Genomic DNA, 23,537 nt, shown 5'->3' on the forward strand with positions numbered 1-23,537 from the left:
TTGTCGATTCTTGTGTCGTTTTTACTGTCGCTGTTACCGTCGTCTTTGCCTGGCCTGGCTGGCCTGGCTCGCGGCCGCCGCGCCGGACAGGCGTCCGAACACCGCCCCGCGCAACACGGACGTCGCGCCCGTGTAGGTTCCGTAGTACAGCCCCACGGTCTCGCCGGCGGCATACAGGCCGGGAATCGGATCGCCATCCGTATTGAGCACCTGGCCGTGGGTATTCACCTTCAGCCCGCCGAAGGTAAAGCAGTTGCCGCAGATGATCGGGTAGGCCATGTAGGGCGCCCGGTCGATGGGCCGGGCCCAGTTGGACTTGCGCGGCCGGTAGCCCTCGCTCGTGGCCAGGCCGTCGGTCCGCAAGGGATCGAACGCGCCGTCGCCGCAGGCGCCGTTGTAGGCATCGAGCGTGGCCCGCAGGCCGGCGGCATCCACGTCCAGCGCCACGGCCAGTTCCGCCACGCTCCCGGCGCGCACCGGCGGCTGGTCAGAACGCACGCAACTGCGCCAATTGGGCACGTCGTCGATGCGCGCATCGAACACCGCCCAGGCGATGCCGTCGGGCTGTTCGTGAATGACGCGCGTGATCGATTCGTAGGTCGCGTCCACGGTCGCGGGCGCCTCGTCGATGAAACGCTCGCCGCGCTTGTTCACCAGCACGCCGTAGTTGAAGACCAGCACGATGGGCTCGGGCGCGCCGGAGCGCGGATCGAGGGGTTCGGCGTGGAACTGGCCGAAATCCCCGGACGGCGCCGCGCCCGCGCTCAAGGCCATGCGCAGGCCCTCGCCCTTGTTGTAGTAGCCGCCGCGCGCCACCGGACGGAGATAACGCGCGCGCGGCCCCAGGTACTGCGTCAGCATTTCCGGGTTGCCCTCGAAGCCGCCGCAGGCCAGCACCGTGGCCGGCGCGCGCAGCGCGAAGGGAAGCCCGTCCGGGCCGGTCGCCCTGACGCCGGCGATGGCGCCGTCTTCATTGCGCAGGAATTCGCGCGCCGTCGTGCGGTAGAAGAAATCCGCGCCGTTCTTTTCGGCCCAGGCCGCCAGCGCCTCGACCAGCGCCAGGCCGCCGCCCACCGGCCCCATGCGGCTGGTGCAGGTCGTGATGAAATAACCCGGCAGGAAATCGAAGCGCACGCCGAAGGTCTTGAGCCAGGCGATCGCCTTGCCGGCGTTGTCGGCGAAGGTGGAGATCAGCTCGGGATCGGCGAAACCCAGCACCTTGACGATGGACGACCAGTTCTCGTAGGCGCCGGCGGCCTCGGACACCAGCTCCGGGTCCAGATAGTGCCCGGCGTTCTCGGCGAAGTGCGATTCGAAATCGTCGGCGACCTCCGATTCGCTTTTCATGCGCATCATGGCTTCGGTCCAACGCGTATTGCCACCCCGGTCCTCCAGCGGCGCGCGCTCGAGGATCGCCACGCGCGCGCCGGCCTGCATGGCGGTGACCGCGGCGCTCAATCCCGCGATGCCGCAACCGACCACGACGACGTCGTAGTCCCGGCTTTTGTTCTTGCTGTCTGTCTCGCTCATTGGTATACCCTCCTGTCGCTACGCCATCCCCCCCGGCGGCGTTATCGGTCAGTATTTGCGCACAAAAGGATTCGGCATATCCAGGTCGGAGGACATCCACACGCTCTTGACCTCCATGTACTCCTTCACCGATTCGAAGCCCCCTTCGCGTCCCAGGCCGCTGTCCTTGTATCCGCCGAACGGCGTCATGTAGCTGGTCGAGCGGTAATTATTGATCCACACCGTGCCGGCGCGCAGCTTTTCCGACATCAGCATGGCGCGATGCAGGCTCTTGGTCCAGACGCCGGCGGCCAGGCCGAAGCGGATGTCGTTGCCGATGCGGATGGCGTCGGCCTCGTCCTTGAACTTCAGCACCGCCAGCACCGGCCCGAACACCTCTTCCTGCGCGATGCGCATGTCGTTCCTCACGTCCGCGAAGATGGTCGGCTCGACGAACTGGCCCGCGCCGTATTCCGCCCCCGACAACGCGCGGCCGCCGGTCACGCAGCGCGCGCCTTCCTGCTTGGCGATGTCGATGTACTGCAGCACCTTTTCGTACTGCGGCCGCGTGGCCACGGGCCCGATCTGCGTATCGGCCTTCTTCGGATCGCCGATCTTGGCCGAGCGGGTGATTTTCTCGATCCTGGCCAGGAATTCGTCGTGGATGGACTCCTGGAGCAACAGGCGCGAGCCCGCCATGCAGGTCTGGCCGCCGGCCGAGAAAATGCCGGTGATGACCCCATTGGCCGCGCGGTCCAGATCGGCGTCGTCGAACACGATGTTGGGCGACTTGCCGCCCAGCTCCAGCGACACGCGCTTCAGGCCCTCGGCCGCCGTCGCGTACACGCGCCGGCCCGCCGCGTCGCCGCCGGTGAAGGCGACCCGGCCGACGTCCGGATGTCGGATCAGCGGCTCGCCGACTTCGGCGCCGTAGCCCGTCAGGACGTTGATGACCCCGGGCGGGAAGCCCACTTCCCTGGCCATCTCGGCCAGCACCAGCAGGGAAGCCGGCGTGAACTCCGAGGGCTTGCAGACGATGGTATTGCCCGCGCACAGCGCCGGCCCCAGCTTCCAGGCCGTCAGCAGAAGCGAGGAATTCCATGGGGTAATGCTGGCCACCACGCCGATCGGCTCGTAGCGCACGGTGTTGAACACGCCCGGCTTGTCCATCGGCACGACGTGTCCCTGGATTTTGTCCGCCAGGCCGCCGTAATAGTAGAAATACTTGGCGCAATACTTCACCTGGCCCAGCACTTCGCTCATCAGCTTGCCGTTGTCCCGGCTTTCCACTTCCGCCAGGCGCTGCGCCTCGCGCTCGACCCGCTCGCCCAGCTTGTAGATCAGGCGGCCGCGATCGCTGGCCGACATGCGCGACCAGGGCCCCTCCTCGAAGGCCGCCTTGGCGGCGGCCACGGCCCGATTCACGTCCGCCGCCCGGGCGCGCGGCACTTGCGCCCAGGGCTTGCCGCTGAACGGGTCGTCCGTCTCGAAGCACTCGCCGGCCTCGGCGTCCACCCATTCGTTGTCGATGAAAAGTTTGAAGTGCTCCATTTGCCCCGACCCTCTTCAATTGCGGTTATCGAATCAGTTCGTCGATTATGATCAGGTGGTCACAGGGACGGAACTGAGGAATCATCAGCAATAGATGCGGTTTCGTCATCGATCCGGCCCGGAGGGAGGAGACCCCCATGAAGCGCAAGATCCCGAGCACCGTGGCGCTGTCCATCTTCGAAGCGGCGGCGCGCCACGAGAACTTCGCCCGCGCGGCCGACGAGCTCTGCCTGTCCGAAAGCGCGGTCAGCCGCCAGATCGCCGCCCTGGAAACCTACCTGGACGCCCGGCTATTCACCCGCGTGGGACGGCAGGTGGTCCTGAACGACGCCGGCCGCTACTACGCCAACCGCATCGCGCCGCACCTGGAGGAGATCGAGCTCCACACCCAGACGTTGATGGCCAATCGCGGCGCCGGCGGCATACTCGAACTGGCGGTCATCCCGACCTTCTCCAGCCGCTGGCTGCTGCCGCGCCTGCATGAATTCCGCGCCCTGCATCCCGACATCACCCTCAACTTCAGCGAGAAGCCCGAGCCCTTCCTGTTTCGCGGCACGCATCTCGACGCGGCCCTGCATTTCGACCATCCCGCCTGGACCGGCGTGGTCAAGCTCGATCTCTTCGACGAAGAAGTGGTGCCGGTGCTGAGTCCGCGCCACTACAGCCTGGACGCGCTGAACGATCCGGCCGATCTCGGACGCCTCACCCTGCTGCACAAGGCCGGCAAGAACGACGTGTGGCGGCGCTGGTTCGAAACCGCCGGCGTGCGCGACGAGCGCGCCCTGCGCGGCATGCGCTTCGAGCTGTATTCGATGGTCATCGAGGCGGCCTGCGCGGGCCTGGGCGTGGGCCTGGTGCCGCGCTTCTATGTGGAACGCGAACTCAAGAGCGGCGATCTCGCCATTCCGTTCGACATCGCGGTCAAGCATGCCAAGCGCTATTGCCTGGTGTATCCCGAATACAAGAAGGAATCGCCGGCCGTCATCGCCTTCCGCGACTGGGTGGCGGGATTGGCGCGGCGGTTCTTGCGCGAGCATTCGGCGGGCCTGCCGTCGCTGCCCGCCCCGGGCGCCGATGCGCTCAGTGGTCCTTGCGATTCATCGCTTCGAATTTCTGCGTGATGAAATCCACGAAGACGCGCACGCGCGCCGGCAAGAGTCGGGAGGTCGTCACGATATACAGCGGCACGGGTTCGAGTTCCCAGTCGGGAAGCACCCGCTGGATGCGGCCGGTCCGCTCCAGCACGACGCCGTGCGTCTGGCCGAGCAGGCCGATGCCCATGTCCTGCGCGACGAGCTCGCGGATGACCCCGCGGCTGTTGGTCACCATGAGCGGCGTTGGCTTGACCCACTCGGTCGCCTCCCCATTCTTCAACACCCATCCCCTGACGGGATCCGGTTCCGGCGTGAACAGGCACTGATGCTTCATCAGGTCGGCGGGCGTCTCGGGGTGCCCGTAACGGGCCAGGTAGGCCTTGGACGCATAGAGCCGCCAGTTCAGCATGATCACGCGCCGGGCCACCAGGCGCGCCGTCGGCGGCGGCTCCCCGATGAAGATACTGGCGTCGAACCGCTCCCCCGCGAGATCCGGCAGGCCGGCGGTCAGGCAAAGGTCGAAAACGATCTGCGGGTAGGCCTCGCGGAACTGCGCGAACAGGGTGTCGACGAAGTAGACCGCGAAATCGCCCGGCATGCTGACCCGCAACTGGCCGGAGGGCGTGGAGTTCTCGCTGCCCAGTTCGGTGTTCACCGCGTAGGCCAGCCGCAGGAAGTCGTTGATCTGCGCCACGTAGCGCGCGCCCGTCTCGGTGAGCGTGACGCGGCGCGTGCTGCGGTTGAGCAACTGCACGCGCAGCTCCGCCTCGAACTCGGTGATGCGCCGCGACAAGGTCGACGTCGGGACGCCGGTCACCTCGGACGCCTTGGTGAAGCTGCCCGCCTTGGCGACTTCCGCGAACAGCGCCATGTCCCGCAGGCGATCGATCTCTTTCATCATGACTGCGAATCTCCCCTGCTCAGGTCCTGGCCTTGCTGTCGCTATACGCCTGGGCGCTGGCCTGGAGCCGGCGCAGCACCTTCACCGCGATATCGATTTCGCCGACCGGGATGTCGCTCAGCAGTTCCGCGCGCAACTGCTGCATGGCGTCGCCGAGTTCCTGCGCCAGCGCATCGCCCTCGGGAGAAAGCACGACGCTCTTGCTGCGGCGGTTGTCCTTGTGTTCCGTGCGCAACAGGACGCCCATCTCCTCGCCCTGGTCCAGGACGCGGACCATGGCCGCGGCGTTGATCCCGATCTCCTCGGCCAACAGCTTCTGCTGGGCGCTGCCGCCATGCCGCTTCAGGTACAGGACCACCAGCCCCAGCGACATGGAGAAGCCATAGTGGGACAGCACCGTCGTGGCCGCGCCCACCCAGGCGCGCCGCGCCGGCTGGACGGCGGCGGTCAACGATCTCATCAACTGGTCTTTGTTTGCGTGCATGGTATGTTGTTCGCCGGAAAGATGCGGAAAAACGGAGGAATAAGCCACCCAGGGCAAGGCGTTGGATCGATTATACATTTACAAGGCAACAGTTCACAAGTAAACTGTTCACTTGTCATGAAATCCATGGCGCCCTTTTCCCGGATCGGGGGTGGATAGGCCACTAGCCCGGATCCTCACGCTCAAAGACATCGCCGCAATGAAATTCTCCGCCGCCCGCGCCCGCGCCCTGACGCTCCGGCATCTGCGCAAGGATTTCTTCCCATGGGCCATCGCGCTCGCCGTGGGAATCGACTACTTCGACAACACCCTGTTCGGCACTTTCACCAGCTATATCGCGGGCGGCATCAATGCCTCTCCCGACGAACTCGTGTGGTCGTCCACGGCATACGCCACGGCATCGGTGCTGGGCATCGTGCAGCAGCAATGGCTGGCCGAGCGCCTGGGCTATCGCCGCTATCTCAGCATCTGCCTGCTGATGTTCGCCTTGGGCTCGCTGGCGGCCTCGTTGAGCGAATCGTCGCTCGAACTCGCCCTCGCGCGCGGTTTCCAGGGGTATTTCATCGGCCCGATGCTGGGCACCTGCCGCATCATGCTGCAAATGTGCTTCACGCCGCAGCAGCGCCCCGTGGCGACCCGCATCTTCCTGCTCAACATCCTGGTGGCAAGCGCGTCGGCGCCCTTGATAGGCGGGTACCTGGTCGCCTATTTCGACTGGCGCGCCCTCTTCATCTTCCCCACCATCGTGGGCGCCATACTGGCCGCATTCGCCTTTCTCATCGTCCCGCACGTCGGAAAGCTGCGCCCGGAACTCCGCAGCGCGACGCACCTGTGGCCGTACCTGGTCTTTGCCTGCGCCCTGGGCGGATTGCAGATCGTCGCGCAGCAGGTCCGCTTCGAGATTTTCAGCAGCTCGCCGATGTTTACGCTGCTGACGGTGGCCGGCGTCGCGGCGCTCGTCTGGGTGGCCCGGCAGCAATGGCGCCATCCGCGCCCCCTGCTGCGCCTGCACGCGCTGCGCGAAGGCCCCTACCGCATGGGGATGCTGCTGTACTCGTGCTATTACATGCTGACCAACGCCATCGGCTACCTGGTCGCGCGCATGATCCAGGGCGGCTATGGCTACCCCGTGGAGAACGCCGGCCGCCTGATGGGCCTGACGTCGTTCGGGTCGGTGGTCATGGCGCTTCTCTATTTCCGCTACGCGAAGCTGGTCCCCAGCAAGAAACTGCTGATCGTCCCCGGCTTCGTGATGGCCGCCGCGGTCTGTCTATGGATGAGCCTGCTGCCGCCCGACGCCAGCACCGGGTGGCTGCTGCCGCCGCTGATCGTCCGCGGCTTCCTGCTGATGTTCATCGCCCTGCCGACCGCCAGCGTCGCGTTCCAGATTTTTTCCAACGACGAATTCAATCACGGCTACCGCTTCAAGAACATCGTCAAGCAGTTGTCGTACTCCTTGTCCACGGCGGTCGTGATCATTCTCGAACAGCACCGGATCGCCGTCCACCAGACGACCCTGACCGAATTCGCCAACCCCTCGAACCCCGTCTTCAACACCACGGCGCAAACCATGGTCCGCACCTTCGAGGGGCGCGGCTACGATCCCGCCACCGCGGGGCATCTCGTCCTCGAATGGTTGAACGGCGTCATCGCCCACCAGGCGACTTTCCTGAGCCTGCTCGACGGCTTCGACGTCATGATCGTCCTGGCGATCATCGCCGGACTGCTCGCCATGCTGCAACGCCAGATACGCTGACCGCAAGCAGCGTCTCCCGATGAGCGACGGCGATGGCGCGCCATCGCGGGCTGCGGGCTGCGGGCTTGACCCGGTGCGCGGCAAGCCTCGGCGTTCAGGCCGGGGAAGAATAGCGCGGACGCCGTAGGCGTCCTTTGCTGCGGTCAGCGTGGCGTCTGCTGCTGCTCGATGTACTGCCGGATGATCTCGATAGGCGCACCACCGCAGCTTCCGGCGAAGTAGGACGGCGACCACAGCGCACCGCCCCATAGCTTCTTGCGGATGCTCGGGTAGTTCTTCTTGCGGATCATGCGGCTGGAAACACCTTTCAGGCTGTTCACCAGCGCCGACACGGCCACTTTCGGCGGATAGTTCACCAACAGGTGAACGTGATCGTCCTCACCGTCGAACGCCACCAGTTCCGCCTCGAAGTCGGCACAGACGCTGGTGAAGATGCTGTGCAGGTCGTCCAAGATGTTCTTGGTGAACACCTCGCGGCGGTATTTAGTCACGAAGACCAAATGGACGTGCATCAGAAAAACGCAGTGCCGTCCGTGTCGAATATCGTTGTCATTGAGCATAGGCCAAGAGTATGATTCAGCCATGCAACGACTTCAAGCCTGCAAGTTTGCGCTACGCCCAGACGGTCGGCAGGAGCGGCAAATGCGCCGCTTCGCTGGCTCGTGCCGGGTCGTGTTCAACGAGGCGTTGTCATTGCAGAAGGCGCGTTACGAGGCGGGCAAGAAGAAACTTGGCTACGCCGGGTTGTGCAAGGAACTCACAGCATGGCGCAACGGTGCGCTGCTGCCCTCGGGGCGCACCGCCCCTTGGCTGGCCGATGGGCCGGTACACACACAGCAACAGACGCTCAAGGATTTGGAGCGGGCCTACACCAACTTCTTCGCCAAGCGGGCCGACTTCCCGCGCTTCAAGAAGAAGGGTCAGTCCGACAGCCTCCGCTACCCCGATCCGAAGCAGATCAAGCTCGATCAGGGCAATTCCCGCGTCTTCCTGCCCAAGCTGGGCTGGCTGCGCTATCGCAACAGCCGGGATGTGCTGGGTGCGGTGAAGAATGTCACCGTGAGCCTGTCTTGCGGCAAGTGGTTCGTCAGCATTCAGACCGAACGCGAGTTCGAGCAGCCCGTACCCAACGGTGGCGCGGTTGGCATCGACATGGGTATCGCCCGGTTCGCCACGCTCTCGGACGGCACGTTCTACGCGCCACTCAACAGTTTCAAGCGGCATGAGACTGCTTTGCGCAAGGCGCAGCAGGCAATGAGCCGCAAGACCAGGTTCAGCAACAACTGGAACAAGGCGAGAGCCCGTGTCCAGCGCATCCATACCCGCATCGGTAACGCTCGCCGCGACTTCCTGCACAAGACCACGACCACGATCAGCCAAAACCACGCGATAGTGTGCGTCGAGGACTTGCAGGTGCGGAATATGTCCAGGTCAGCGGCAGGCACGGCAGATGCGCCGGGAAGAAACGTGCGGGCCAAGTCCGGCCTGAACAAGTCCATCCTCGATCAGGGCTGGTTCGAGTTCCGCCGCCAACTGGATTACAAGCTGGCGTGCAACGGCGGGCATCTCATCGCCGTGCCGCCGCAGAACACGAGCCGCACCTGTCCGTGCTGCGGCCATGTATCGGCGGAGAACCGGCAGACGCAAGAGCGGTTCGCGTGCGTCGAATGTGGCTTCGAGGAAAATGCCGATTTGGTCGGCGCGATCAATGTTCTCAGGGCGGGGCACGCCCGTTGCGCCTGTGAAGTGAGCGGTGCGGTTATGCCGCCAGCAACAGGAACCCACCGAAGCGACTCATCCCGGCTCGATGCCGGGTTGAGCACCGTAGGAATCTCCCGACTTTAGGCGGGGGAGGATGTCAAGAACGTATCGGCGTTACTTATCGTTCCACCCAGGGGATGGAGTTCCCCTTCAATTGCCGCTCTGGCTGATGACTCCTACCGTGCTCATACCCAAGGTCATCCCTATCGACTTCTTCGCAGCCTGGAGCCACCGTCATGGATGAAGCAAGAAACAATGCCCTGATCCACCTCTACAAGAACAACGTAGAGCTATTCCAGAAGCTTACCGACCTGATGGACCGGTCGGGACGGCAATGGACCGAGCAGCAGCGAAAACACCTGCGCGCCGCGATCGCGGACACGGAGATGGAGCTGATGGAATTGCTCTCGGTCGCCGATACGTCGACGCTCGTCGCCACGCAGGCGCGGATCGTCCAGCGCCACTGGGAAGGACGCCAGCGCCTGCTCCAGGATCTGTTGCAGGACATCGCGTCGGGATCGGAGATGAAAGGCGAGCTGATGGCCGCGCTCACCGAGTGGTACCAGGGCGTACTGGGCATGGGCGCCGCCGACATGACGCCCATCACCGCCCCGTGGATCGCCTACCTGAACCAGTTCTCATCGCTGATGCCGCGCGCGCCGGAAGATGCCGGCGGCAAACGGCCTTCGCGGGGGAAGTGAAGCGCGGCGGGGGCGATGCCGCCCCCGCCACGTTCACCCCTCGAACTTGTCCAGGACCGCGCCCGTACTCGCGCTCGACACGTTGAAGGCGAATTTCGCCTGGACGCCCCGCGCGTATCGCGGCGCGGGCGGCGTCCACTTGCGCCGGCGCGCGTCGAGCTCGGCCTGCGGCACGTTCAATTCCAATAGCAAGGCGTTGGCATCGATCGTGATCGAATCGCCTTCCTCGACCAAAGCGATATTGCCGCCCACGGCCGCCTCGGGCGCCACGTGCCCCACCACCATGCCCCAGGTGCCGCCGGAAAACCTGCCGTCCGTGACCAGCCCCACGCTCTCGCCCAGGCCGGCGCCGATCAGCGCGCTGGTGGGCGCCAGCATCTCGGGCATGCCGGGACCGCCCTTCGGACCCAGGTAGCGCAGCACCATCACGTCTCCGGGCCGGATCCTGCCTTCGAGTATGGCCTGCAAGGCGGACTGCTCGTCGTCGAACACCCGGGCCGGCCCCGTCATCGCGGGATTCTTCAAGCCGGATATCTTGGCGACCGAGCCTTCCAGGCTGAGATTGCCCTTCAGGATCGCCAGATGCCCTTCCGCATAGACGGGATCGTCGACGGCGTGAATGACGGCCTGGTCCGCGGCCGGGCGATCGGGGACGTCCTTCAAGACTTCCTCGACCGTCTTGCCCGTGATCGTCATGCAATCTCCGTGCAGCAGGCCGGCGTTGAGCAACAGCTTCATCACCTGCGGGATGCCGCCGGCGCGATGCAGGTCGACGGCGAGGTAGGCGCCGCTCGGCTTCATGTCGCAGAGCACCGGCGTGCGTTGCCGGATGCGCTCGAAATCGTCGATGCCGAACGCCACCTCGGCGGCATGGGCGATGGCCAGCAGGTGCAGCACGGCATTGGTCGATCCCCCCGTCGCCATGACCACGGCCACGGCATTCTCCAGCGACTTCCGGGTGACGATGTCGCGCGGCTTCAGGCCGTCGCGCACGGCCTGCAACAACACCCTGGCCGACTCGCGCGCCGACTCGCGTTTCTCGTCATGCGGATTGGCCATGGTCGACGAATACGGCAGCGACATGCCCATGGCCTCGATGGCGCTGGACATGGTGTTGGCGGTATACATGCCGCCGCAGGAACCCGTTCCCGGAATGGCCTTGCGTTCGATGGCGGCCAGGTCGTCGTCGCTGAGCATGCCCGCGGCGTTCTGTCCCACGGCCTCGAAGACGCTGACGATGTTCAGCTCCTTGCCTTTCCAATGGCCGGGCAGGATGGTGCCGCCGTATACGTAGATGGCCGGGACGTTGGCCCGCAGGATGCCCATCATGCCGCCCGGCATGTTCTTGTCGCAGCCGCCGACCACCACCACGCCGTCCATCCATTGCGCCTGCACGCAGGTCTCGATGCAATCCGCGATGACTTCCCGGCTGACGAGGCTGTACTTCATGCCCTCGGTCCCCATGGCCATGCCGTCGGCCACCGTGGGCGTGCCGAATACCTGGGCATTTCCGCCGGCCGCCTCGATGCCTTCGATGGCCGCGTCGGCCAAGGGCTGGAGGCCCGAATTACAGGGGGTAATGGTGCTGTGGCCATTGGCCACGCCGATCATGGGTTTGGCGAAATCGGTGTACTTGTACCCCATCGCGTAATACATCGACCGGTTCGGGGCGCGCGACTTGCCCTCGGTGATGTTCGCGCTGCGCGCATTGGCTTTTTTCTGTGTCATGGTCCACCCCATTGCGCGGGTGCCGGGACGAACCCCTACCCACGCCCGCTTATGGCGATTCGTAGGAGTCATCAGCCAAAATGGCGCTTGTAAGGGGGAACCCCATCCCCACGCGAACAATAAATAATACGCCTGTGCGGGTCAATAGGCGGGTCAATAGGCGGGATGCCGTGGCGGCGGCCGGACCGGACTTCATGGTGCTACCATTTTCACGCGATACGCATCAGCAGGAAGCGCCGCCGGCGCCTTGCCGGCGGCGCCGCATCTTCGTCATCGAGCGTGCATGGATTCCTCACCCCTCGCCGAACGCTTGCCGCCCATGCGCCTGCGGGCGCGCGACTATCTGCTGTCGCGCCAGTCGCCGGAAGGGGGGTTTTGCGCCTATCGCGGCTATTACGTCGAAGAGCCGAATCTTGCCGATACCTGGCGCGGCGTCAGCGCATGGCGCCTGCTGACCGGCGAAGCGCTGCCGCAACGCGACCGGCACGCGGCCTTTCTCGCCCGCACCGGCATTGCCCCGCAAGCGATTTCGCTCTACCAGCGCGTGCGCGCGTTCCAGGCGCTGCGCCGCGCGGACCCGTCGCCCGCGCAAGTGCGCGACGCCGTGGCGGCATTGCCGCTATCGCTGCCGCAAGGACCGGTCCCGTCGCTCCAGGCGCCGCTGCGCCAGCTCAGGCAGACCCTTTGGCTCAAGCGCCATTTCGGCCTGGACGATACGCAGGCCGACGAAGCCGCCGTTGATTTCCTGCGGCAATGGCAGGCCGGGAATGGCGGCTATGGCCGGCCGCCGAACCTGCACGATACGGCGGAAGCGCTGGCGCTGCTGCACGCCTGCCGCGCTTCACCGGACCAGGCCTGCGCCGGCTTCGTCCGCCGCGTCGAGCTGCGCGCCTTCGGCTTCCGGCTGACGGCGGCATCGCTCTCGCCCAGCCTGGAAACGACGTGCGCGGGCCTGAACTGCTGCGTCTATCTCGGCATCGTTCCTCGATATGCCGACGACGCGGCGCGATTCATCGTCAACTGCCAGGCGGGCAGCGGCGGCTTTGCGCTGCGCCCCGACGCCAAGCCCGGCCTGGACCTGACCTACCTGGCGCTTTGCACGCTGGGACGGAGCGGTTACCTGGGCACGGCGTCCACCCCCTGATCTCCACGCCTCACATTTTTGAAAAGAGAAAACATGGTCTGGCTGACGCTGGTGCGGCACGGCGAATCGCAATGGAACCAGGAGCAGCGGTTCACCGGGTGGGCCGACGTCCCCTTGACGCCTCGCGGCATCGAACAGATGCGCATGGCCGGCGCGGCCTTGCGCCAGCGGGGTCTCGGCGTGGACGTCGCGTATACGTCGGCATTGACGCGCTGCGTCCATTCCCTGGAGATTCTCCTCGAAGCGATGGGACGCCCCGACGTGCCGCGGCACATCGACTGGCGGCTCAACGAACGCCACTACGGCGCCCTGACGGGACGGTTGAAGGCGGAGGCCGAACAGGAATACGGCGCCGCCGCCGTGCGGCACTGGCGGCGCGCTTACGACGGCCAGCCGCCGGCCGCCGACGAGGCGGCGCAGGCCCGGTATCGGCAAGCCTGCCATGCCGGCGCCCTCGCGGTTCCGCTGCCGTCGAGCGAATCGCTGTGCCAGACGGTCTCGCGCGTGTCCGCGGCCTGGCGGGACGCCATCGCGCCCGCGTTGCGGACGGGCGCCTCCGTTATCGTCGTGGCGCACGGCAACAGCCTGCGGGCCCTGACGATGCTCATCGAAAAGCTGTCGAGCGCGGACGTCGTGCACCTCGAGATCGGCAATGGCGAGCCGTGCCTCTACGAACTGGATGCAGCCCTGGCGCCGATAACGAAGCACATCCTCGCCCAGGCCGCCCCCACCCGCTCCGAAATCCTTTGACGTAGAGCCCCGGATGCTTCGCCCGGTTTCCCCGCGAACCCCGGGGCGCACTTGACGGACCAGGTGACTTTTTCTATCGTCTCGCATGGGGATGGAGTTCCCCATTAACTGCCGTCCTGGCTGATGACTCCTACCGGGCGCGTCGACCGCGCACCGAAAAACACCTCAACAGGATGGTAGTCGCATGAACACGAAAATCGCGAGCCTGCTGTCGAACATCGAGTTCGACGATGACGCATCGGTAGCGGCCCTTCATCATCAGGACATCGCCGCCGCGTTCTCCCTGGCCTTGCCGGACCGTGAATGGGTCCTGCTGCACATTCTCTACCCGCGAACCGACGCAAAGACCCACGCCAGCCAGCAGGCGCTGGTCCATGCCTTGCACGGACACGGCCTGCACGTCGTGGCCCGCCTCATCGAGGACGGCACGCACTATCTGCTGTTCCACGACCATCGCAAAGCGTGGAAGGTCTACCAGGAGATCCGCGGCGCTTCCCTTGCCATCGGCGTGCACCTGTACTTCCTGGGCCTGCACGGCGCGGCCGCCGAGGATGCCCTGGAGGCACGCGCGCACCAGCACCCGCACGCGGGACCGCATGCGGACCCGCGAACGCAGGGAGGCCATCCGCACGCCATGTCCAAGACCCGGTATTGAAGCAGCGCCCCGCGGACCATGGGCAATGGACGAGGCCTTTCCAACGCCGACGCGCGCACGCTGCTGGCGCAGCAGGGCTATAACGAGATCCGGGAACCGCCGCCGAGCCGCGTCCGGGCGATCCTGAAGCGCCTGTGGGGACCGATTCCCTGGATGCTGGAAACGGCGCTGGCGCTGGAGATCGCGCTGGGCAAGACGGTGGAGCCCGCGATCATCGCCGGCTGGCTGGCCTTCAGCGCCATCCTGGGGGGCGTGCAGGAACGCCGCGCGCAATCGGCGCTGGAACTCCTGCGCTCGCGGCTGCAAGTCAATGCGCGCGTGTTCCGCGACGGAAGCTGGACGCTCCTGCCGGCGCGCGAGCTCGTGCCCGGGGACCATATCGCCGTCGGCACGGGCGACCTGGTTCCCGCCGACTGCGTCATCGACGACGGAACGGTGGAGGTCGACCAGGCCGCCTTGACGGGCGAATCGACGCTCGTGGCGCGCGGTCAGGGCGAAACGATCTACTCGGGCTCGACGGTCCGGCGCGGCAAGGCGACCGGCGCCGTCACCGCGACCGGCGCGCACAGCTATTTCGGGCGCACGGCGGAATTGGTCCGCACCGCCGGTTCGGCCAGCCATCTCGAACGGTTGCTCTTCGCCGTGGTGCGCTACCTCGTGTCCGTCGACGCGGTGCTTGCCGCGATACTGGCGGCGGTCGCGCTGGCGCGCGGCGAGCCCCTGCTCCCGCTCATCCCTTTCTTCCTGATCCTCGTGACGGCCACCGTTCCCGTCACGATGCCGGCGGCGTTCACCGTGGCCAATGCCGTGGAAGCGCGCGCCCTGGCGAAGAAAGGCGTGCTCGTCACCGGCCTGTCCGCGGTCCAGGAAGCGGCGACGATGGACATATTGTGCGTCGACAAGACCGGCACGCTTACGCGGAACCGGCAGGCGATAGGCGGCATCCACGCCTTCCCCGGCGAGTCCGAACGGGAGGTCCTGGCCTGGGCGGCCGCGGCTTGCGACGAGTCCACGCAAAGCCCGCTCGACCTGGCGATCCTGAATGCCTTGCGGCAGCGGGCCATCCCGCCGCCGGCACGAGAGAAATTCGTTCCTTTCGATCCGGCGGCCAAGCGCTCGGAGGCGTACTTGCGGTCCGGCGATGACGGCGCGGCGGTCCGGGTCGTCCTCGGCTCCCCGACGGTCGTTGGATCGATGGCGACGCAGGCGCCCGACTTCACGGCGTGCGTCGAGGAACTGGCGGCCACCGGCGCGCGCGTCCTCGCCGTCGCGGCGGGACCCGAACACGATTTGCGGCTTCGCGGGCTGATCGCGCTTTCGGACACGCTGAGGGAAGACGCCCCCGCGCTCATTGAAAAGATCGAGGGGCTGGGCATCAAGGTATCGATGGTGACCGGCGACACCCTGGCGACCGCCGTCGCGATAGGCAAACAGGCGGGGCTCGGGGATAACTTCGCCGATGCCGAAAAAGACCTGGACACGCCGCTTCGCTTCGACGGCTACGCCAACTGCTATCCGGAAGAAAAATTCCATCTCGTCCAGGCCCTCCAGCGCGCGGGCTGGATCGTCGGCATGACCGGCGACGGCGTGAACGACGCGCCGGCCCTGAAGCAGGCCGAGGTCGGGATTGCCGTGCAAGCCGCCACCGACGTGGCGAAGGCGGCCGCCCAGGTCGTTCTCCTCGGCCCCGGGCTCGAAGGCATCGTCTCGGTGGTGTCGGGCGGGCGCCGCGTGTTTCGGCGCATGCTGACCTGGACCATCACCAAGGTCGCCCGCACCGTCGAGCTGGCCGCCTTGCTGACGTTCGGCTACATCGCGACCGGCTATTTCCTGACCCCGCTGGTTCTGATCGCCATCATCATCGTGTTGAACGACGTTGTCACCATCACCCTGGCCACCGACAGGGCCTGGGTGTCGTCCCGGCCGGAGCGGTGGAACATCCGGGAAATCGCGACGCTCGGCGGGATCCTGGCGGTCGGATGGCTGGCCCTGGCCTTCGCCATCCTCGGGTTCATGCTTACGGTATTGAAGCTGCCCCCCGCCCAGGTCCAGACGGCGATGTTCGCCTATCTGATGTATTCGGCCCAGGCGACCCTCTACATCGCCCGCACGCCGGACCGGCTCTGGTCATTGCCGCCCGGCAGGTATGTCTGCGCGGCGACCCTGGGAAACGTCGTGCTGGCGAGCCTGCTGGCCGGCGGCGGCCTGCTGATGGCCGCCATTCCCGCCATGCTGCTGGCGGGAATGCTGGGATCGGTCCTGCTGGCCGCCTTGCTGCTCGACCAGGTCAAGATCCGCTTCCTGCGCAAGACGGGCCGGGCGGAAAACCGGCGGCCACCGCCCTAACGGCCGGCGCCGTCCGCCTTTTGTCCCTGCAGCATCGCGGCGATCATCCGCTTGCGCGCCAGCGTATAGGCGGGGCTGCGCAGGCCGAACGCCATCGCGCTGGCGATCAGGTCGGAGACGGCCGCGGCCACCGCCGGCGCGGCGAGCGGCAAGGTCGTCAGGAACCTGCACATATCCTCGACCAGGCCATGCTTGGACGGCAGGTCCGGCGTCCTGTCGAGCAGGACGTGCATGGCCTCTTCCCATATCAGCAGTTCCGCCAGCCGGCTCTGCGTGCTCGAGGACTGGAACGGCTCGATGACGCGCGGCGCCTGCCGCAGGAACCAGTCTTCCAGTGCCGGGGCCGGCATGGGTCGGGCGATCACGAAGCCTTGCACGCAGTCGGCGCCCAGGATGGTGATGGCTTCCAGCAGGTCGCTGTCCTCCACGCCCTCGACGATGACCTTCTTGCCCAGGCCATGGCCCAGGCGGGTCAACTGGTAGACGAAGCGCAGGGTGTTGAACGGTTCGCGCTCGGTATGGCTGACGATGCTGCGATCGATCTTGATGATGTCGAACGGCATCTCGCGCAGCCGCGCCAGGCTGCTGTAGCCCGAGCCCAGGTCGTCCTCGGCCAGCTTGACGCCCAGCGCCTTGTAGCGCAGCAGCGCCTCCACCACATTCACGCTGGATGAGATTTCCTCGCCTTCCAGCAGCTCCAGGGTCAGCGCGCCCGGCGGGCAGGCGTATTCCCGCAGGGCGCGGCCGGTGGCCTTCACGTAGCGCTCGTCCTCCAGGGCCGCGGTCGGCAGGTTGACGGCGATGTCCAGCGCGATGCCCTTGCGCAGCCACTCGGCGCGCTGTTTCAGCGCCTGGTCCAGGCCCTTGACGTACAGCTTCAGGAAATCCTCGGAAGACAGGGCCGGGAAGAACTCCGCGGGCGTGAGGACCATTCCGGTGTCGCGCAGCCGGGCCAGGGCCTCGACCTTGATGACCTGGCCGGTGCGCAGATCCACCACCGGCTGGTAGTACATCTCCAGGCCATCCTTCTGCAACAGTTCGAGCCAGCGGCGGCGCGTCGTGTACGGAATGGCGATGGCCGGTCCGCTCCAGGTCTCCAGGCGGCTGATGCCGAAGGCGAGCAGCGACTGCACCTGGGTCAGGAAAAAATCCTGCTCCTGGGAGGACAGCCCGCCCGGCAGCCGGCAATACAGCGCCAGCACCGAGATCACCGTCTGGCTGTTGGGCGACACCAGCGGAATGGAAATGCTGGAGCGTATGCCCTTGGGCCCGACGACGGTGCGCCAGGCGCGGACCTTCTCGTCCGTGAAATAGTTCAGACTGCGGTGGATGACGCCGGCGTTCCATGCCTGCTCGGTCGGCCCGGGCTTCAGGGGATTCTCGCCCGCCGCGAGCCAGTCGAGCTGTTGGCGCTCGATGGCGTCGAGGAATTCGGTCATGCCGGCGCCGGCCTGGGCCTCGACCTTCAGCAGATTGCGCTCGTCGGGGCGCAGGAAGATGGCGCCCGTGATGCCGTCGTGGTTGCTCAGGATCTCCGCGGTCTGGGTAATGAGGTCGGTGTAGTTGCGCGCATTCCAGGACAGTTCGCTGATCCTGGACAGCGTCTCCTGCCGCCCGGCCTGGATCTGCTGCGCGGCCTGCATCTGCCAGCCCAGGTCCTTGAGCAGGCGGCGGTTCAGCACGGACAGCGCCTGGCCGTGCTGGGTGGTGTCGATGTGCTCGCGCAGGATGGCGTAGAGCGAATCCAGGCTATGGACCAGGTTTTCCCGCGACAGGCCGCAGATGGCGTGGATGCGGCCCACGTGCATCGCGATGCCGTGGTGCTGGTCGGCGGTCAGGTGCGGGGAACAGAGCTGCGCCAGGTTCTCCGCCTGCTTCTTTTTCAGGTGCGCGAGTTCCGCCGGCGAAAGGCTGTTGATCAGGTGCTCCGCGCCGGGCATGCGCGAGAGGTTTTCGTAGAACTGCTCGACGATGGCCGACAGATGCGGCCCCACGGCTTCGCTGAGGCGCGCCAGGGCCGGCTCGGCGGGCGCGCCGTACAGCGGGGAAGACCTGTCCTCGGCCAGCGCCGGCTTCGCGTGCCTGGCCGCCGCCGAGCCGGGGACAGCCTGCTCGGGCGGGCCGGACGGCGGCGCGTAGAAGCGGATCTGGCTCTCGCCGGCGTCCTTCGCGCGGTACATCGCGATGTCCGCGTGGTGCAGCAGGGTTTCGAGGTCCGTCCCGTCTTCGGGATAGATGGCGACGCCGATGCTCGCGCCCAGGTCGATCCGGGTCGTCGGGTCCCCTTGCAGGTAGAAAGGCGCGCACAGCACGTGCAGGATGCGCTCGGCGGCGGCGGTGACCTCCCGCGTGTTGCCGTGCCGGACGACGACCACGAATTCGTCGCCGCCCAGGCGGCCGACGAAGTCCAGGCCGCGCACGGCGCGCTGCAGGCGGGAGGCGACCTGGCGCAACATGGCGTCGCCGATCAGGTGGCCTTGCGTGTCGTTGATCTGCTTGAATCGGTTCAGGTCGATGAAAAGCAGCGAGAAGTGCGAGTCGTTGCGCCGCACCTCGTCCATCACCCGGCCGAACTCCAGCTCGAACCGGGCCCGGTTGGGCAGGCCGGTGAGCGCGTCGTGATACGCCAGCTTCTGGATGCTGCGCTGCATGTCCTCGTGCTCGAAGGCCAGCGTGCACAGGCGCAGGCAGATCTCGGCGATCTGGTGGTCGAAGGGCGTGGGCTCGTGCGGGCGTCTGTAGTAGAAAGCGAGGCTGCCCAGCACGCGGCCGTCGCGGCGCTTGATAGGCTGCGACCAGCACGTGCGCAGGCCCAGCGGCGCCACCAGGGTTCGAAAATCGCGCCAGTTGGGATCGGTCTCGATGTCGCGCGTGAGGTGGGGCCTGCCGTAGGTCATCGCCACGCCGCAGGTGCCCACGGTCGGGCCGATCTGCTCGCCGTCGACGCCCTCGTTGTAGCTGGATGGCAGGCTCGGCGAGGCCAGCGGCCGCATCCGCTGGTGCTCGTCCAGGCGCAGCGTGCTGGCGATGATCTGGGGCGCCAGCCGCTCCACCTCGGAGCACAAGGCATACATGATGTCGGTCAGCGGCGCATTGCTGGCCATGAGCTCCAGAATGGCGTCCTGCAGGGTCAGGAAAGACATGACTTCAGACGCTGGCGACGAATGGCCGTCCAGCGGCGTGGGCGCCTGGGAAGACGTTCCTGCGTTCATTCGATGCGGCCTCTGGAATGGCGGTCGAATGGGAAGCTTGCAAGGAGTTTAGCCGGTATGCGGCTGCCAGCCTGTCTCTCGACAGAGAAGGAGTATTTTCCATCGCCATATGCATCCGCGGCCCACCCCGGGATGTCTTGTTTTCCGATTATTTTCTAGAAACTGAATAGAAGCACACCGGAAGCATACTTTACTAATAGCGACGGACGTGGACACGCCCTGTTCGCGGGCCTGCGGCTATATAGGGCAAAAAACAAAAGGACTTATCGACATATAAATAAGCCCTTGATTTTATTGAATTAATCGATGGTTTTCATTATGCCCTCGGCGCAGCGGCGGAAGCGCCATTGCCCGCACCGGACCGGGCGGACCAATACCAGGACAGGGGTTTTACGACGCCGGTGGCGGCGACGACCAGGCCGCGTTGGATCGAGGCGGGAAGGTCCAGCGGCTTGAGCAGCATTTTCATGCTCATGTCGATGGGCAGGGTGTGCGCCAATAGCGCGCCGGCCCGCTTGATGCGCGCTTCGCCGGACGCCTGGATATCGGCGCTATCCGGATACAGCCCGGCCAGCACGTGCCGCATCGCGATTTTCTCGTCCTCGTTGCGGACTTCCAGGACCCGGCGCAGCAGCGCGCGGAAAATGGGGAGACGGCCCAGTTTCTCGGCCTCGTTGTACTGTTTGAAATAACCGAAAAAGTGCTTGTAGTGATGCACTTCGTCGGTATAGATATTCTTGGCGATTTTCGCGAGCACCTCTTCGCCGGTGCTCTCGCTGATCGCGCGGTACAGGGTCGACGTGCCGGTTTCTATCACGCAGCGCGCCACCAGCTCCAATACCCGCGTAGGCTCGAATTGCTCGTAGGAGCAGGTCTTGGAATATTCCTCGAAGAAACTGCCGAAGGCGGCGTCCCAGTCGAATTCCGGCCATACCCGGGCGATATAGGCCCGCAGCGCCCGGCCGTGCTGCAATTCCTCCGGCTCCCACTCGTCGCGCAGCCAGGCGCAAAGCGGCTCGTCTCCCTCGAAGAAGGTCACCAAATTGCGGGAATACAGATCCGAGCCGCTTTCGACGAAGGACGCGGCGCACAAGATGAGCAGCAAGTCCTCATCGGCCCTTGCACGCTGCACATCAACCCCTGAGAAATCGATTTCTTCGACGTGCCATCGCATGGCAGTTCGCTACCTCGAATCGTGCGGATTTCAGGCTTTACGTGTGACGATACGACAGCATGGCGCCCTCGGGCAAGGTCTCTTTCCCCTTCCCTTGTTTCCATCTACTTCGCCAGTGCCGCCACCGCCGCGCGGAACGCCGCATAGGCCTGTTCTTCCTGGACGTGCCGGCCGCCGCGCACGCGCCAGCGGCCCGCCGTCATGACATCCTTCACGCAGGCGCGGCCGCCCGCGAATATCCAGCTATCCAGCGCCGCGTCCTGCGCACGCTCGACCAGCGCGGGATGGTCGGGATCCAGCACCACCCAGTCCGCGCGGCCGCCCGGCGCCAGGCCGGCGTCCGGCATTCCCAGCGCGCGCCTGCCGCCCTCCAGGGCCCCCTCCAGCATGGCCCGCCCCGCCGAGGCATGCGCGGCGGTGGCAAGGACGGCGCGGCGCTGCCATTGCAGGCGCTGGCTGTATTCCAGCATGCGCAACTCGTCCGCGGCATCGACGGTCACGTGGCTGTCCGACCCGATGGCCCAGCGCGACGGCCCGGCGGCATCCAGGTAGGCCCGCGCCGGAAAGATGCCGTCGCCCAGGTTCGCCTCCGTCGTCGGGCACAGGCCCACCACCGCGCCGCTGGCGGCCATGCGCGCCACTTCGGCCGGGTCGACGTGGGTCGCATGCACCAGGCACCAGCGCCCATCCACCGGCAGGTGGTCGTAGAGCCATTGCACCGGCCGCTGCCCGGACCATTGCAGGCAATCGTCGACCTCGCCCTGCTGCTCGGCGATGTGCACGTGCACCGGCGCCGCCGGATCCAGCGCGTCCAGCGCGGCCAGGCCTTCCAGCATCTCCCGGCCCTCGACGGCGCGCAAGGAATGAAACGCCATGCCCACGCGCACATCGCGCGACGACGCGCCCGCGTAGGCATCGTGCAGATCCGCGACCAGGCGCACATACCCGTCCACCGCATGCAGGAACCGCCGCTGCCCCGGCTTCGCCGGCTGGCCGCCGAAGCCGCCGTGCCGGTACAGCACCGGCAGCAGGGTCAGGGCCATGCCGCTGTCGGCCGCGGCCTGGGCCAGCCGATGCGACATCTCGCCCGGATTCGCGTACGGCCCGCCGTCGAGGTCGTGGTGCAGGTAGTGGAATTCGGCCACTCCCGTATAGCCCGCCTTCAGCATCTCCACATACAGCCAGCGAGCGATCGCGTGCATCCGTTCGGGGGTCATGCTGCCCGCATGCCGGTACATCAGCTCGCGCCAGGTCCAGAAGCTGTCCTGCGGGTGCCCGCGGAACTCCGTCAGGCCGGCCATGGCGCGCTGGAAGGCATGCGAATGCGCGTTGGGCATGCCGGCGATGACGGGGCCGCGCAGCGTCTCGGCGCCGGCGGGGCAGGCCTGTTGCCGCTGCACCTGGGCGATGCGTCCCTGGCCGTCCACGGTAAGCACCACATCGGCGGCCCACCCGTCGGGCAGCAACGCGGAAGACGCGAAATAACGCATGGTGTTTTCCATCTCACAAGACGTGTTCGACGCCGCGGCGCAGGATGCGCGCGGGCTCGTGCGTGCCGTGGCTGTAGCAAAGCTCGGCCAGCTCGGGCACCTTCCAGAAGACCAGGTCCGCCCACTTGCCCGGCGCCAGGCTGCCCGCCTCGTCCTGCAGGCCCAGGGCGCGCGCGGCGGCGTGCGTCACGCCGTTCAGCGCCTCGGCCGGCGTCAGGCGGAACAACGTGCACGCCATGTTCAGCATCAGCAGCAAGGACGCGAAAGGCGACGTGCCGGGATTGCAGTCGGTCGCCACCGCCATGGGCACGCCATGCCGGCGCAGCAGGTCCACCGGCGGCACGTGCGTATCGCGCAGGAAGTAATACGCGCCCGGCAGCAGCACCGCCACCGTGCCCGCCGCCGCCATGGCGCGGGCGCCGTCCTCGTCCAGGTGCTCCAGGTGGTCCGCCGACAAGGCCCGGTGCCGCGCGCCCAGCGCCGCCGCGCCGCACAGGCTCAGTTGCTCGGCATGCACCTTCACGGGCAGGCCCGCCGCCGCGGCGGCGCGGTAGACCCGCTCGGCCTGCGCGGCGTCGAAGCCGATGTTTTCATGGAAGACGTCCACGGCATCCGCCAGGCCCAGGCGCGCGGCCTCGGGCAACACCCGCGCGCAGACGAAGTCGATGTAGTCGTCCGCGCGGCCGGCATATTCGGGCGGCAGGGCATGCGCGCCCAGGAAGGTGGTGCGCACGGTCACGGGCAGGCTCGCGCCCAGCGTGCGCGCCGCGCGCAGCATGGCCAGTTCGGTGTCGCGGTCCAGGCCGTAGCCCGACTTGATCTCGACGGTGGTCACGCCCTCGCGCATCAGGGCGCGCAGCCTGGGCAGCGCCTGCGCGGCCAACGCGTCCTCGCCCGCCTGCCGCGTGGCCCGCACCGTGGAGGCGATGCCGCCGCCGGCGCGCGCGATGTCCTCGTAGGAAGCGCCGTTCAGGCGCATCTCGAATTCCTTGGCGCGCGATCCGGCGTACACCAGATGGGTATGGCAATCGATGAGACCGGGCGTGATCCAGGCTTCCTCCGCGTCGATCACCCGGCGGCCCGACCCCGGTTCGCCGCCGCCCGCCGCGGCCGGCGCCCGTGACGCCGCGCCTATCCAGCCGATGCGGCCGTCCCGCAGCACCATCGCATCCGCGTGCCCGATGACGCCATAGGGCGCATCGACGCCGGGATCGAAGCTGGCGATGCGCGCATTGACGATAAGCACTTCGCCGCTTTCGGTTTCATCTGTCATGGCAGCGC

The 23,537-nt window shown here is 66.5% G+C and carries 18 protein-coding genes and 3 riboswitches; of the genes, 8 read left to right on the forward strand and 10 right to left on the reverse strand.

What is annotated here, in order from left to right; translation table 11 throughout:
- Nucleotides 1–33: 33 nt before the first annotated feature.
- Complete coding sequence (locus tag CAL29_RS22525; protein WP_094855212.1) at nt 34–1,530, reverse strand: FAD-dependent oxidoreductase; 1,497 nt, start codon at nt 1,528–1,530, stop codon at nt 34–36.
- Nucleotides 1,531–1,578: 48 nt separating this feature from the next.
- Nucleotides 1,579–3,060 carry an aldehyde dehydrogenase gene (locus tag CAL29_RS22530; RefSeq protein WP_094855213.1) on the reverse strand — a complete coding sequence of 494 codons (1,482 nt, stop codon included), beginning with the start codon at nt 3,058–3,060 and terminating at the stop codon, nt 1,579–1,581.
- Nucleotides 3,061–3,197: 137 nt separating this feature from the next.
- Here CAL29_RS22530 and CAL29_RS22535 point away from each other — a divergent pair, with 137 nt between their 5' ends.
- The gene (locus tag CAL29_RS22535; protein WP_094855214.1) at nt 3,198–4,181 is read left to right on the forward strand and encodes a LysR substrate-binding domain-containing protein; all 984 of its coding nucleotides are present in this window, start codon (nt 3,198–3,200) and stop codon (nt 4,179–4,181) included.
- On the opposite strand, the gene CAL29_RS22540 is transcribed toward CAL29_RS22535, so the two are convergent.
- Together CAL29_RS22540 and CAL29_RS22545 are read right to left on the reverse strand one after the other, a co-directional pair.
- Complete coding sequence (locus tag CAL29_RS22540) at nt 4,141–5,055, reverse strand: LysR family transcriptional regulator (RefSeq protein WP_094855215.1); 915 nt, start codon at nt 5,053–5,055, stop codon at nt 4,141–4,143. The two genes, CAL29_RS22535 and CAL29_RS22540, sit on opposite strands and share 41 nt — an antisense overlap.
- Before the next feature lie 19 nt (nt 5,056–5,074).
- Complete coding sequence (locus CAL29_RS22545; RefSeq protein ID WP_179284143.1) at nt 5,075–5,539, reverse strand: MarR family winged helix-turn-helix transcriptional regulator; 465 nt, start codon at nt 5,537–5,539, stop codon at nt 5,075–5,077.
- A 199-nt stretch (nt 5,540–5,738) separates the two neighbouring features.
- Here CAL29_RS22545 and CAL29_RS22550 point away from each other — a divergent pair, with 199 nt between their 5' ends.
- Nucleotides 5,739–7,295 carry an MFS transporter gene (locus tag CAL29_RS22550; RefSeq protein ID WP_094855217.1) on the forward strand — a complete coding sequence of 519 codons (1,557 nt, stop codon included), beginning with the start codon at nt 5,739–5,741 and terminating at the stop codon, nt 7,293–7,295.
- Nucleotides 7,296–7,438: 143 nt separating this feature from the next.
- Here the strand turns inward: CAL29_RS22550 and tnpA are convergent, their stop codons facing one another.
- Nucleotides 7,439–7,855, reverse strand: coding sequence for an IS200/IS605 family transposase (gene tnpA, locus CAL29_RS22555; RefSeq protein WP_094855218.1), 417 nt, complete (start codon nt 7,853–7,855; stop codon nt 7,439–7,441).
- A gap of 22 nt (nt 7,856–7,877) precedes the next feature.
- Between tnpA and CAL29_RS22560 the strand changes: the two genes are divergently transcribed.
- Together CAL29_RS22560 and CAL29_RS22565 are read left to right on the forward strand one after the other, a co-directional pair.
- The gene (locus CAL29_RS22560; RefSeq protein ID WP_094855219.1) at nt 7,878–9,140 is read left to right on the forward strand and encodes an RNA-guided endonuclease InsQ/TnpB family protein; all 1,263 of its coding nucleotides are present in this window, start codon (nt 7,878–7,880) and stop codon (nt 9,138–9,140) included.
- A 40-nt stretch (nt 9,141–9,180) separates the two neighbouring features.
- Nucleotides 9,181–9,242, forward strand: a riboswitch (Fluoride riboswitch).
- Between the two features lie 50 nt (nt 9,243–9,292).
- Nucleotides 9,293–9,757: a hypothetical protein gene (locus tag CAL29_RS22565; RefSeq protein ID WP_094855220.1), complete on the forward strand. Its 465-nt coding sequence runs from the start codon at nt 9,293–9,295 to the stop codon at nt 9,755–9,757.
- Nucleotides 9,758–9,790: 33 nt separating this feature from the next.
- Here CAL29_RS22565 and ilvD read toward each other — a convergent pair whose 3' ends face one another.
- Entirely contained in the window at nt 9,791–11,485 is a 1,695-nt protein-coding gene (gene ilvD / locus CAL29_RS22570) for a dihydroxy-acid dehydratase (RefSeq protein WP_094856838.1), read from the reverse strand.
- A 55-nt stretch (nt 11,486–11,540) separates the two neighbouring features.
- Nucleotides 11,541–11,604, reverse strand: a riboswitch (Fluoride riboswitch).
- Between the two features lie 164 nt (nt 11,605–11,768).
- Here ilvD and CAL29_RS22575 point away from each other — a divergent pair.
- The 4 genes from CAL29_RS22575 (at nt 11,769) to CAL29_RS22590 (ending at nt 16,380) form a co-directional block, all read left to right on the forward strand.
- Nucleotides 11,769–12,629: a prenyltransferase/squalene oxidase repeat-containing protein gene (locus CAL29_RS22575; RefSeq protein WP_094855221.1), complete on the forward strand. Its 861-nt coding sequence runs from the start codon at nt 11,769–11,771 to the stop codon at nt 12,627–12,629.
- 33 nt (nt 12,630–12,662) lie between these two features.
- Nucleotides 12,663–13,379 (forward strand): 2,3-bisphosphoglycerate-dependent phosphoglycerate mutase, encoded by a 717-nt coding sequence (locus tag CAL29_RS22580; protein ID WP_094855222.1) that lies wholly within the window; start codon nt 12,663–12,665, stop codon nt 13,377–13,379.
- Between the two features lie 78 nt (nt 13,380–13,457).
- Nucleotides 13,458–13,519, forward strand: a riboswitch (Fluoride riboswitch).
- A 44-nt stretch (nt 13,520–13,563) separates the two neighbouring features.
- A complete protein-coding gene (locus CAL29_RS22585; protein ID WP_256977677.1) occupies nt 13,564–14,034 on the forward strand; it encodes a hypothetical protein in 471 nt (156 codons plus the stop codon).
- Between the two features lie 18 nt (nt 14,035–14,052).
- Entirely contained in the window at nt 14,053–16,380 is a 2,328-nt protein-coding gene (locus CAL29_RS22590) for an HAD-IC family P-type ATPase (protein WP_094855223.1), read from the forward strand.
- Here CAL29_RS22590 and CAL29_RS22595 read toward each other — a convergent pair.
- The 4 genes from CAL29_RS22595 to hutI all read right to left on the reverse strand — a co-directional run bounded on the left by CAL29_RS22595 (nt 16,377) and on the right by hutI (nt 23,529).
- Nucleotides 16,377–19,592, reverse strand: coding sequence for an EAL domain-containing protein (locus tag CAL29_RS22595; RefSeq protein WP_094855224.1), 3,216 nt, complete (start codon nt 19,590–19,592; stop codon nt 16,377–16,379). The two genes, CAL29_RS22590 and CAL29_RS22595, sit on opposite strands and share 4 nt — an antisense overlap.
- 316 nt (nt 19,593–19,908) lie before the next feature.
- The gene (locus tag CAL29_RS22600) at nt 19,909–20,766 is read right to left on the reverse strand and encodes a ferritin-like domain-containing protein (protein ID WP_094855225.1); all 858 of its coding nucleotides are present in this window, start codon (nt 20,764–20,766) and stop codon (nt 19,909–19,911) included.
- A 104-nt stretch (nt 20,767–20,870) separates the two neighbouring features.
- Nucleotides 20,871–22,256: a formimidoylglutamate deiminase gene (locus tag CAL29_RS22605; protein WP_094856839.1), complete on the reverse strand. Its 1,386-nt coding sequence runs from the start codon at nt 22,254–22,256 to the stop codon at nt 20,871–20,873.
- Between the two features lie 13 nt (nt 22,257–22,269).
- A complete protein-coding gene (gene hutI / locus CAL29_RS22610; RefSeq protein WP_094855226.1) occupies nt 22,270–23,529 on the reverse strand; it encodes an imidazolonepropionase in 1,260 nt (419 codons plus the stop codon).
- Between the last annotated feature and the right edge of the window lie 8 nt (nt 23,530–23,537).

This window comes from Bordetella genomosp. 10, from assembly GCF_002261225.1.
In the GTDB taxonomy this organism is placed as follows: Bacteria; Pseudomonadota; Gammaproteobacteria; order Burkholderiales; family Burkholderiaceae_B; genus Bordetella_C.